The sequence below is a fragment of the uncultured Algoriphagus sp. genome (assembly GCF_963974365.1).
In the GTDB taxonomy this organism is placed as follows: Bacteria; Bacteroidota; Bacteroidia; order Cytophagales; family Cyclobacteriaceae; genus Algoriphagus.
The window spans coordinates 575,845-587,053 of the sequence record NZ_CAXBBX010000001.1; the positions used below are offsets into that span (position 1 = coordinate 575,845).

Here is an 11,209-nt window from a genome sequence, read left to right on the forward strand (position 1 = left end):
ACAAAAAAATCACCCCGTCCTTTTGATCGCCATCAAGGTATTGCTGGAATCTTTCGACTCCGATAGAATTTTCATTTCTAGCTGATTATCTGCAACCCAATTCTCGATATAAGCCAGGTCAAAAAAGGATAGCTCATCGGTCACCTTATTGAATTTCATCAATTTGGTGCTCCATTTTTCTGACTTGATCGTCCACTTGTGTTTGTCGGAGTCGCTCAGCAGACCATCTTTTATAATCAGAATCCCTTCTGGACTTAGTGCTTCGAGGCAGTTGTCCAAGACTCTGTTCTTTTTCTCCGGACTCAAATAATGCAACACATCCATCAGGATAATTGCATCTGCCGGCTCCATAGCCATCGCTGAAATGTCCTCGGAGTAAAACTTCATACTTCCGTCATTGAGATAGCTATTTTCCGCCACAGCGATCTTGTCGTCATCGTAGTCTACCCCGATAATTTCTCTGTCTACATTTTTTAATTTGAGGAAATAGCTCAAAAATCCATTGCCACATCCTAAATCATAAATTTTGTTTTTGGCAAGGAGTTCTTGGTGAATCAGCTCGTAATTATGCTTTTCGTGGCTATACTTTATTTTGAAATACCATTCCAGAATTGGGCCCTTGTAGAGGTAGCCGTAGTTCAATGGGCTGAATAGATAGTCCGCGTCTTCTCTTTCCAAAGTAAACTTTGCGTGCTCTTCTTTGTAATACTTTGTAATGCTTTTGGCTCGCAGACTGTATCCTACACCGAATCGTGGGTCTGAATTGGAGATTCTGGGAAGAACTTTCATATTCAAATAACCACTCTTGACATAATAATCGTTTTTCGGGAGGCTATAATGTAGGCCATGCAATAGCACAGGAGTAATGTCTATTTGAAGCAACTCACTCAGGTAAAATGCACCTTTGTGGAAACGAGTCATTTTCCCATCTACTGATCTATGGCTTTCTGGGAAAACCAAAATGGAATACCCATCTGCAACTAATTCTTTTAATTTTTCTAAGCTATTTTCAATGGGAAGAAATGCTGGTATATAATCTGCAAAGCGGATGAACTTGCCGAAAATAGGGGAGTTGTACACCCATGGTCCCACTAAAAATGTGATTTTCGGATGTTGCATGGCTATAAATAAAATGTCCAAAAATGAGCTGTGATTTGCTATGATTACCGATGGTCGGCTGAAGTCCAGCAACTCATAATCGTAGTATCGCTTCTTGAGAAATACCATACATTTCAGCAGAGCCCAAGTGAAAAACTGGATAAGACGATGTACGAATAGCTTTTTGCTCTTCAGCTTCCAAAAAGGCGTAATCATCACGATAACCGTTAAGATGGTACTGATCAAGCAGCCCAGGAAAAAGAATGAGAAAGCGAAAGTGCTTATAGCCAACTCCAGTAAGGTGTAAGGAGGTTTGCCTTGATCTGTGCGCCTAGTGATGAGCATTTTGTACAAAAATGGCTGAACCACAAAACTTAAGACAACGATCGTGCTGATGCCAATCACACTGATGGCTGCTATGGATCGGATCGCAGGATGCTGGCCAAAAAACAAGACCCCTGTCCCGATAATCGTACTGATGGAGGAAAGTAGAATTCCTGCTTTATTGGTCGCTAAGGCGTTCTTTCCATACTTGTATTTGGTCTGCAATCCATCGGTGATGAATATGGAGAAATCATCTCCCAGGCCGAAAATGATCGTAGCGATCATGATATTGATAAAGTTGAACTTGATCCCGAAAAGTGCTGCCAAACCCAAAATCCAGATCCAACTCAGCACCATCGGAAGGAAGGAGATCAGCGTCAATTCAAGTCTGCCATATACAAGCAGCATTGATACAAAAACCAGAACACTCGCTATGATCAGTAGCAAGTTGAAATCAGCCTTCACCGAATTGACAAGAGATTCTGCTACACTTTCTCCATCGACTATAAATGTGCCGGGCACCGCTGAGATAGTTGCTTTCAATTGTTCGTAATCCGCTTTTTCGAAGACTACCGTAGTGAGGATGCTGGTGTTTTGATCCTGGATGATAAGCTTTTGGAGGCTTTCAAATTGATTAGCAAATTCAACAGTATTGACCTGCTCGGGAGCATCCTGAATGTTTCGTATAAAGGGGGAAAACGCTCTGGAACTGTAGCCCAGCGAATCAGCTACTGAGGAAAAGTGAGACAGGAATTTGTCTTCATTTTCTTCCCAATATCCTTCCCAAGCCTGGGACTTTTGTTTGATTTCTTCCGCTGGCAGAACAAAGGATGCTATGGAGTTTACTTGCTGATTGTGGGCAGTCGAGTTTTCTGTTAATGCAGCAAAAAGAGCCCTGTTATTCGCTGCAGCCTCATTTTCAGTTTCTCCATGAGCTACTATAGTAATTCGCTTTTCTAAGTCAGGATTGATGTTTTGGTGCGCGATTTCCTTCTTTTTGAGATAATCCGGGTAATAATTGAGCTTGTTGAGATCATTTTCGAAAGCCACATCATTTGCAAAAAAGGCCAGAAAACCTGTCGTCAAAAGGATGATGAGTAATAACCATTTAGGTTGCTTGATCTTATCAGAGCTAAATTTTGCTATCAGGAAATCCAGTTTGCTACTTCCTTCCTGAACGGTCTTTTTGCCCAAAAGCTGGATCAAATGAGGCAAGAGAAATAGGATAAAGAGTAAGGTGAAAAGCAAACTCAAACCTGTGAACATACCGAAATCACGCAGAGCTTCCGAGTTGGCGAAGGTCAAAGAGAAAAAAGCAATGATAGTCGTGAAACTGCTGACAATAAGTGGAAATGCGATGCTGTTCCGGGTTTTGATGGCATCCTTATCCTGACTCAAGTGAGAGAAGAAATGGAAAGAATAATCGACTACAATTCCCATGATCACTGCACTTGCACTTAGTGCCAAGGCAGAAATCCCCCCTTTAAATAGATAGACTAAAATAATCGAACATGCAATTCCAAAGGTGCCGGGAAGCACAAAAAACAGAATGGTAGAGAGTTTTCGGTAATAGAAATAAAGCAGCCCGACTATGAAAATTAGAGCGAGGTTAACCGTGAGAATGATGTCTTTTTTGATCTGTTTGGCATTAGCAGCTACTATGGCAAATGAGCCAAAGTAATCCAGCTCAGGATTGGAGGAGTTTTGATTCCAATTGTCTTTGAACTCGCTTAACTGCTCATCAAATAGCTGGACAATACTTACTTCCTTTGGATCAAAAAGAACTGTGCCATTGATCATCAAACTAGCTCCATCTGTGGAGATAAATAAACCTTCGGTAGCGAGCATGTTTTGAAGAGAAAGTCCCTTCGAAAGTCTTTTATATGCAAATTGATTGAAATGAAGCGGATCATGAGTGATAGACTCTGCCATTCCAAAACCCTGCGCACTGCTAAGAAGCTTCTTATCCTCTACCAAGGCTTTCACTACATTTTCATTTTCCAGCAGACTATCAATAGCATCGTAATCGCTTTTCTCGAGAAATAAATAAAGATGCTCCTGAACGAATGAATTGAATACATCGGGATCAATGTCTGTGCGATACTGAAGTGTCCCTAGTTGTGAAGAAAACTGGTGATTTAGAGCTGTGATTAGCGCATTCCCGGCGCTGTCTATTTTGTAATTGTCGCCATTGAAATCCTCAATATTCAATGAAAAAAAGACTGCTTTTTCACCTTTTTCGATTACTGGCTTGAGCGTATCCATATCCAGATTGCTCGGAATGGATCTGTTGAGATTTTCGTGTATATCCAAATTTGAAGCGCTGTATGCACCCGCCAAAAGAACCAGGACAAAAAGAATAATAGGAAGTAGCTTGTTCAGTGCGGGCATAAAATTGCAACAACGAAAACCGTGTAGTAACAATGCAATATTAACATTCTACCTGCGGAAAGTCTTTACAACGAATTCAAATATTAGGTTAAAATAGAAGTCTAAGGTTCTCGGTAAGGCTAAAAAGTATAGTTTTGTACTTAACAATTATTGAGTAATATGACAGGGAATCTGCCGGGTGATTATCTGCAGTTGAAGGATATTCAGGGTTATTTAACAGGTGATAAGAAGTATAAATTAGCCGACGCTCAACTGCAAAGGTCTATTCGTTCTTATGAGTTTTTAAAAGAATTCTCCAAAAATAAAGTCATTTACGGGATTAACACGGGCTTTGGTCCTATGGCTCAGTATCGTGTGGGAGATGAGAATCTAAAAGAACTTCAATACAATTTGATCCGAAGTCATGCCAATGGAACTGGGGATTTCCTTTCGCCTGCCGCTACAAAGATCATCATGATATGCAGGTTGAATACGTTGGCACTTGGGTTTTCCGGAACTAGTCTAGGAGTATTGAAGACTTTGGAAAGCTATATCGCTCATGAGATTTATCCTCTGATTCCGCAGCATGGTGGAGTAGGAGCAAGTGGAGATTTGGTGCAATTGGCACATTTAGCCCTGGGCTTGATCGGAGAAGGAAAGGCTTATTTCAGAAATGAAATTGTAGCTACCGAATATGCTCTTCAAGCTGCAAATATAAAACCGGCCGATTTAGAACTCCGGGATGGGCTGTCTCTGATCAATGGGACTTCCTGCATGAGTGGTTTGGCGACGATTAATTTGATTCAGACTTCTACACTTTTGCATTACAGTGTGCTGGCTTCGTCTGTGATGAATGAGTTGACGGCTTCCTATACTGATTCTTTTAGCGAGGAACTGAATGGGACAAAACTTCATCCAGGTCAGCAATTTATCGCCCAGAAGATGCGGGAGAATTTAGCTGATGGGAATGTTCTTAAAAACAGAAAAGACCATTTGTTCAATGAAGAATACATTGACGGTCAGGAGTTTTTCTCAGAAAAAGTGCAGGAATATTATTCCTTGAGATGCGTTCCCCAAATCATCGGTCCGATTTACGATACTTATTTGAATGCAAAAAAGATAGTGGAAGAGGAGATCAATTCGGCAAATGATAATCCTATCGTATGTGCTGATACGGAGAATGTATATCATGGAGGGAATTTTCATGGAGACTATATTTCCTTCGAAATGGATAAACTTAAGATCGGTGTGACGAAGATGAGCATGCTGATGGAACGGCAGATCAATTACCTGATGAATAACCGGTTGAACAATAAATTTCCGGCTTTCTTAAATATGGGCAAGTTGGGCTTCAACTTCGGCTTGCAGGGAATGCAGTTTACCGCAGTGAGTACTACTGCCGAGAATCAGACTTTGAGCAATCCTGTTTATGTGCATTCTATTCCGAACAACGGGGATAATCAGGATATCGTAAGTATGGGTACGAATTCGGCCCTAATGGCGGAGCGTGTGATCAATAATACCTTTGAGGTGCTTTCTGTCCAGTTAGCTGCTATCTCCCAGGCCATAGATATAGACCAGAGTTATGAGAAGCTATCTACAGCTTCGAAGGCATTGTATGATTTTGTGAGAAAATCTATAGATGTTATTAAAGAAGATACGCCTCAGTACGAAGGCTTAGCCTTATTAAAGGCTAACTTATTACAAAGTAAAGAAGGATTATAAAATGAGAGATTGTTGTTTGATCACGGGAGCTTCCAGAGGAATAGGAAAAACGATCGCCATCACCTTGGCTCAGGATTACGGATTCCATATTTTGATTAATTACGCCAGCAATGAAGCTGCGGCTCTGGAGACCGTATCCGAGATCGAAGCGCATGGAGGATCAGCGGAGTTGCTTCAATTCAAAGTTCAGGATTATGAAGAAACTACAGCAGCGATAGATTCCTGGATCAAATCGAACCCGGAGGATCAAATCAAAGTGTTGGTGAATAATGCCGGAGTCACCAAAGACAATCTCTTGGTTTTCATGGAAAAGGACGATTTCAATAATGTGATAGACATCAATCTTCGGGGCACTTATAACGTGACCAAAGCTGTGATCAATCATATGGTGAGGAAGCGATATGGTCGAATCATCAACGTAGCCTCGCTTGCAGGGGTAAAAGGCGTTCCTGGTCAGACGAATTATTCTGCTTCAAAAGGTGGAATGATAGCTTTTACAAAGTCTTTGGCACAGGAAGTTGCGAAGCGAAAAATCACTGTGAATGCTGTTGCTCCTGGCTTTATTAGTACCGATATGACCAAGGATTTGCCAGCCGATGAATTGAAAAAACTGATCCCAATGAATAGATTTGGTACACCGGAAGAAGTTGCTGGGACGGTTTCATTTCTTGTTTCCGAAAAAGCCGCTTACATCACTGGCGAGGTAATCAATATTAACGGAGGGATTTCATGAGTAGGGTAGTCATCACGGGCATGGGGATTTATTCCTGTATCGGGAAAAATCTGGAAGAAGTTTTACACTCATTGCAAAATGGATTGAGTGGAATTTCTATTGACTCCAGCAGGGAAGAAATGGGCTTTCGTTCGAGACTTGCAGGCTTGGTAGAAGAGCCGGATTTGAAGGAAGTACTCAACAGAAAGCAAAGAAACACCCTAAGTGAAGAAGCTAAATATGCAGTGGTTGCAACTGAGGAAGCGTTGAAAGTGGCAGCTTTGGATCTTTCATATTTTGAAGAGAATGAAGTAGGAGTAATTTATGGAAATGATTCCTCCGCCAAAGCTGTAATAGAAGCAGTGGATACCATACGTGAAAAGAAGGATACCACCTTGGTGGGCTCAGGATCTATTTTCCAATCTATGAACAGCACCGTGACCATGAATTTGGCGACGATTTACAAACTACGTGGAATTAATTATACGGTGAGTGCAGCTTGTGCCTCTGGTTCGCATGCGATTGGAATGGGCTATATGATGATCAAATCTGGTATGCAGGATATGATCGTAGTAGGAGGAGCACAGGAAGTGAATCCATTGGCTTTTGGGAGTTTTGATGGCTTGGGTGTGTTTTCTACACGCGAGGACGATCCCAAAGCTTCATGCCGACCATTTGATAGAGATCGTGATGGATTGGTGGCAAGTGGTGGAGCGGCAACTTTGATAATAGAAAGCTATGAGTCTGCGGTGGCCCGTGGAGCTACTATTTTAGCGGAAGTGGTAGGCTATGGCTTTTCTTCCAATGGAGAGCATATTTCCAATCCAAACATGGATGGGCAAGTACGGTCAATCCGAATGGCGCTGAATGGCGCGGGATTGAAAGCAGAAGAAATTGATTATGTAAATGCGCACGCTACATCGACACCAGTTGGGGATAAATTTGAGGCAATGGCGCTCCGTGAGGTCTTTGGGTTCAAAACGCCAATCAGCTCAACTAAGTCTATGACAGGTCACGAATGCTGGATGGCTGGTGCCAGTGAAGTTGTTTATTGCCTACTGATGATGCAGAATAGTTTCATAGCACCGAACATAAATTTCGAAAATCCAGACGAAGTTTCTGCGGAACTTAATATTATTGCAAATTCAAAGAAGGCTGAATTAAGCCATGTTTTGTCGAATTCATTTGGATTTGGCGGTACTAATTCAACTTTAATTATAAAGAAAGTATGACGAAGGATATCGTAATTGAGAAGATAAATGAATTCCTTGTGGAAGAGTTTGAGGTGGATAAAAGCGTCATAGAACCTACCGCCAGCTTGCAGGATACCTTGGAATTGGATAGCCTTGACTATGTGGATTTGGTAGTGGTGATAGAAAATAATTTTGGATTCAAAGTGACAGGAGAAGACTTTAAGTCAATTACTACCTATCAGGATTTTTACGATCTGATTTTTGAAAAAGTGAGTGCGAAGTAATGGCCTCATGGACAGGTAGAAGTAAAGGAGGAGTTCTAGGTTATAAAATAGTAGTTGGATCCCTCCGCATTTTTGGTTTATCAAACACCTACTTTCTACTAAAAATTATATCCTTTTATTATTACTTATTTGCGGGAGAACCAAAGAAGCACATCCTGGATTTTTACCAAAATCGTCTGGGACTTTCACCTCTGGAGGCAAAGAAACTCTGTAAATCCAATTTTTACCTACTGGCCCAAAGTATTCTGGATAAGATTGCATTAGCCATGGGCTTAGGTTCTGACATATTTTACCAACAAAAGGGAGAAGATGAATTGATCCGTATGGCTAAATCCGGCAGGGGTGGATTTGTGTTTTCAGCCCATGTGGGGAATTGGGATATTGCAGGGAATCTTCTCCAAAATCTGGATGTGCCATTGAATGTGCTGATGTATGAAAATGAGGAAGAGAAGCTTAATGAATACCTTGATAGGATAGGTTCTAAGCCTAATTTCAATATTATTCCGATCAAAGAAGATATGTCTCATCTGGTGAAAATATATAAGCACTACAAGCAAAATGAACTGATCTGCATAAATGCTGATCGGTTTTTGCCAGGAGCCAAAACTATTACTGCGGATTTTCTGAACTCAAAAGCACACTTTCCAGAAGGACCATTTTCTATTGTAAATAAGCTAAAGGCTGACTACACCTTTATATTTGCAGTTAAGAGCAGTAGATTTGGGTATGAATTCAGTGCTACCAAGCCTCGAAAAGCAGAAGGGAATATCACTGAAATTTTAGAGAACTATGTGGAATGCTTGGAGGAAAAAGTGAAGCATCATCCGGAACAATGGTTTAATTATTACGATTTCTACCAAGCACCACCTAAATGAATTCATCTGAAGATTTGCAAAATATCCCTGTTACCTCATTGATTCCTCAACGTACGCCAATGGTGATGATCAGTCGGGTTATGGCTTATTCCAAAGAAGGAATTCAGACTGAACTTGACATAACTTCTGAAAATATCTTTGTGAGTAAAGACCAATTCACTGTGTCAGGAATGCTTGAAAACATCGCTCAAACAGCCGCTGCTTTGGTAGGGGTAGAGGCAAGAGAGCAAGGAGAAGAAGTGCCTTTAGGATTTATCGGTGGCATAAATAAAGTAAAAGTATTCGGCTTTGCTGCTGCTACAGAAACGATAGTGACTAAAGTAGAAATTCTACAGGAAGTATTTAATATTACGTTGATCAGAGGCAAATGCTTTAACTTGGATAAGTTACTTCTGGAATGCGAAATGAAAATTGTCATCAATCCGTGAAATTGATAACCTGAAAATAATCATGACTCAAAAGTCACAGAGAGGATGATTATAATTTCGGTGAGTGTCAAAACAGAAATAAATAGATGAAATATATAGAAGATGTAATCCTTGTTAATATTCGATTTTCTGAAGTTGATTCTTTAGGGATTGTGTGGCATGGGAATTACCTTAAGTTTTTTGAAGATGGACGTGAAAATCTGGGATTGAAATACGGCATGTCCTACCATGATCTGTATGACAACAAATTGATCCTCCCTATAGTGGAGACCAATTTGAAGTTTAAATCGGTGCTCAAATTTGGACATGTGGCTAGGTTGGTGACCCAACTGCAATTCAGCCCAGCCGCGAAGGTTATTTACAAATACACGGTGTACAACGAGACTACAGGAAAGTTGGCGGCAGTTGGTGAGACTACTCAGGTCTTTGTGAATGAAGAAATGGAGCTTCAGTTAATTACTCCGCCTGTTTTTGAAGATTGGAAGGCAAAGCAGGTATGGCTGGAGAAATAAATGTTTTTTTGGGTGGGGAGAATGTGATTTCCCCTCTCGGTTGGGGGATTCAAGAGACTTTTTCCAATGCCAAGAATGGCAAAACTGGACTCAAGCAATTGGAGGAGCCATTTCCTGGAATTTCAAATCTATTTGCTGCGAAGTTTGATGATTCTTCTTTTTCTACAGACTCTCCGATCGAAGAATTTGCAGCAGAAAGTTGCAGAGGAAGTTTGGAGGAGTTGCACTTCGAGCATCAGTTGGATGAGCGCTGGTTGTTTGTGTTTAGCACTACAAAGGGCGATATCAATCATCTGAAAAGTGGGGATTCATATCGCTCAAATCCACATTATTTGATGCAGCAACTTCAGAAGGAGTTACCTTTTGAAAGTCAGGGGAAAGTGATTTCATGTGCTTGTATTTCAGGATTAGCAGCGCTGATTTATGCTGCTGATAAAATAGCAGCGGATCAAGTAGATCATGCTTTGATCGTGGGAGCAGATGTACTTAGTGAGTTCACTAGTCAGGGGTTTGAGTCTTTTTTCGCTTTGGATTCTGAGCTATGCAAGCCTTTTGATAAGGACCGAAAAGGCCTGAATCTAGGTGAAGCGGCAGCAAGTTTAGTGCTTTCAAAGGATCAAACTATTTTTAAAACTAGCCCTTTGCGATTTTTAGGCGGAGCGACTAGCAACGATGCAAATCATATTTCGGGCCCTTCCCGGACAGGAGAGGGACTTTATAGAGCGATCCAAAATGCATTGAATTACAGCAGCAAAACTCCTGATCAAATCCAATTTGTATCTTCCCATGGAACAGGGACTTTGTTCAATGATGAAATGGAGGCTAAAGCTTTTGCCAGACATGGTTTACTAAATACTCCACTCAATAGTATGAAAGGGTATTTTGGACATACACTTGGTGCAAGTAGCTTGGTTGAGGTAGCGATGACTATGCAAAGCATGAGGGAGAATTTGCTGCTGAAGACAATGGGATGTACCGCTTCTGGGACGGAAACATTACTGAATGTGCTGACTGAAAATCTCGAAACTGAAGTAGATTTGGTCTTAAAAACAGCTTCTGGTTTTGGTGGATGTAATGCTGCAGTGCTAATTGAAAATCAATAATATATGGCAATCCAAGTGATCTCTTCATGTACTATTGAAAACGATGAAATAATAGTTAATGGGGACCTTTTGTTTTCAATTGAAGATGAGGTTTTGTCGGAATTTCTAAAGTTAGCTTACAGACATTTGAATCTTTCCTACCCGAAGTTTTTCAAGATGGATAAGCTTTGCCAATTGGCATTTCTAGGCACAGAATACCTTTTGAAGGATAATGATATCACTTTCACGGACGATGATGTAGCACTCTGTTTTTTCAATGGGCAGTCCAGTTTAGATACCGATGCTAAGCATCAGCACTTGATCAACGAAGGGACAAAAGTCAGCCCAGCGGTCTTTGTATATACTTTGCCAAACATTATGATGGGGGAAATTGCCATCAAAAATAAATGGTATGGCGAAAATCTACTTATTTTGAGGCCAGACTTCAATTTTGAAGAATGGGCATTAGAAGCCGATTTATTGATTTCTAGCGGAAAAGCAAAGTATTGTCTTGGCGGATGGGTAGATGTCTTTCAGGATAATTATCAGGTTCAGCTTTACTTGGTGGAAGCAGCAGGAATAAAAATGAAATTAACATCAATATAA

The 11,209-nt window shown here is 40.8% G+C and carries 10 protein-coding genes; 9 read left to right on the forward strand and 1 reads right to left on the reverse strand.

The window, feature by feature from the left end; all coding sequences use genetic code 11:
• Window positions 1-9: 9 nt before the first annotated feature.
• Window positions 10-3,813: a 1-acyl-sn-glycerol-3-phosphate acyltransferase gene (locus AACZ87_RS02205; protein ID WP_339864414.1), complete on the reverse strand. Its 3,804-nt coding sequence runs from the start codon at window positions 3,811-3,813 to the stop codon at window positions 10-12.
• A gap of 159 nt (window positions 3,814-3,972) precedes the next feature.
• Between AACZ87_RS02205 and AACZ87_RS02210 the strand changes: the two genes are divergently transcribed.
• From AACZ87_RS02210 to AACZ87_RS02250, 9 genes are all read left to right on the forward strand, one after another.
• A complete protein-coding gene (locus AACZ87_RS02210; RefSeq protein ID WP_339864416.1) occupies window positions 3,973-5,517 on the forward strand; it encodes an aromatic amino acid ammonia-lyase in 1,545 nt (514 codons plus the stop codon).
• Between the two features lies 1 nt (window position 5,518).
• Window positions 5,519-6,250 carry a 3-oxoacyl-ACP reductase FabG gene (fabG, locus tag AACZ87_RS02215; protein ID WP_339864418.1) on the forward strand — a complete coding sequence of 244 codons (732 nt, stop codon included), beginning with the start codon at window positions 5,519-5,521 and terminating at the stop codon, window positions 6,248-6,250.
• Window positions 6,247-7,461, forward strand: coding sequence for a beta-ketoacyl-[acyl-carrier-protein] synthase family protein (locus AACZ87_RS02220; protein WP_339864419.1), 1,215 nt, complete (start codon window positions 6,247-6,249; stop codon window positions 7,459-7,461). The genes fabG and AACZ87_RS02220 overlap by 4 nt, the downstream gene beginning before the upstream one ends.
• A complete protein-coding gene (locus AACZ87_RS02225) occupies window positions 7,458-7,706 on the forward strand; it encodes a phosphopantetheine-binding protein (protein WP_339864421.1) in 249 nt (82 codons plus the stop codon). The genes AACZ87_RS02220 and AACZ87_RS02225 overlap by 4 nt, the downstream gene beginning before the upstream one ends.
• Window positions 7,706-8,581 carry a lysophospholipid acyltransferase family protein gene (locus AACZ87_RS02230; RefSeq protein WP_339864423.1) on the forward strand — a complete coding sequence of 292 codons (876 nt, stop codon included), beginning with the start codon at window positions 7,706-7,708 and terminating at the stop codon, window positions 8,579-8,581. Before AACZ87_RS02225 ends, AACZ87_RS02230 begins: the two co-directional genes overlap by 1 nt.
• The gene (locus AACZ87_RS02235) at window positions 8,578-9,009 is read left to right on the forward strand and encodes a 3-hydroxyacyl-ACP dehydratase (RefSeq protein ID WP_339864425.1); all 432 of its coding nucleotides are present in this window, start codon (window positions 8,578-8,580) and stop codon (window positions 9,007-9,009) included. The genes AACZ87_RS02230 and AACZ87_RS02235 overlap by 4 nt, the downstream gene beginning before the upstream one ends.
• Before the next feature lie 86 nt (window positions 9,010-9,095).
• A complete protein-coding gene (locus tag AACZ87_RS02240; RefSeq protein ID WP_339864427.1) occupies window positions 9,096-9,521 on the forward strand; it encodes a thioesterase family protein in 426 nt (141 codons plus the stop codon).
• A complete protein-coding gene (locus AACZ87_RS02245) occupies window positions 9,506-10,624 on the forward strand; it encodes a beta-ketoacyl synthase N-terminal-like domain-containing protein (protein ID WP_339864429.1) in 1,119 nt (372 codons plus the stop codon). Before AACZ87_RS02240 ends, AACZ87_RS02245 begins: the two co-directional genes overlap by 16 nt.
• A gap of 3 nt (window positions 10,625-10,627) precedes the next feature.
• Window positions 10,628-11,209: a 3-oxoacyl-ACP synthase gene (locus tag AACZ87_RS02250; protein WP_339864431.1), complete on the forward strand. Its 582-nt coding sequence runs from the start codon at window positions 10,628-10,630 to the stop codon at window positions 11,207-11,209.

Excerpts from the sequence above, each read along its gene's own strand:
- AACZ87_RS02225 (WP_339864421.1), top strand. The coding sequence starts at position 7,458 with ATGACGAAGGATATCGTAATTGAGAAGATAAATGAATTCCTTGTGGAA.
- AACZ87_RS02235 (WP_339864425.1), top strand. The coding sequence starts at position 8,578 with ATGAATTCATCTGAAGATTTGCAAAATATCCCTGTTACCTCATTGATT.
- fabG (WP_339864418.1), top strand. The coding sequence starts at position 5,519 with ATGAGAGATTGTTGTTTGATCACGGGAGCTTCCAGAGGAATAGGAAAA.
- AACZ87_RS02230 (WP_339864423.1), top strand. The coding sequence starts at position 7,706 with ATGGCCTCATGGACAGGTAGAAGTAAAGGAGGAGTTCTAGGTTATAAA.
- AACZ87_RS02205 (WP_339864414.1), bottom strand. The coding sequence starts at position 3,813 with ATGCCCGCACTGAACAAGCTACTTCCTATTATTCTTTTTGTCCTGGTT.
- AACZ87_RS02250 (WP_339864431.1), top strand. The coding sequence starts at position 10,628 with ATGGCAATCCAAGTGATCTCTTCATGTACTATTGAAAACGATGAAATA.
- AACZ87_RS02220 (WP_339864419.1), top strand. The coding sequence starts at position 6,247 with ATGAGTAGGGTAGTCATCACGGGCATGGGGATTTATTCCTGTATCGGG.
- AACZ87_RS02245 (WP_339864429.1), top strand. The coding sequence starts at position 9,506 with ATGGCTGGAGAAATAAATGTTTTTTTGGGTGGGGAGAATGTGATTTCC.
- AACZ87_RS02210 (WP_339864416.1), top strand. The coding sequence starts at position 3,973 with ATGACAGGGAATCTGCCGGGTGATTATCTGCAGTTGAAGGATATTCAG.
- AACZ87_RS02240 (WP_339864427.1), top strand. The coding sequence starts at position 9,096 with ATGAAATATATAGAAGATGTAATCCTTGTTAATATTCGATTTTCTGAA.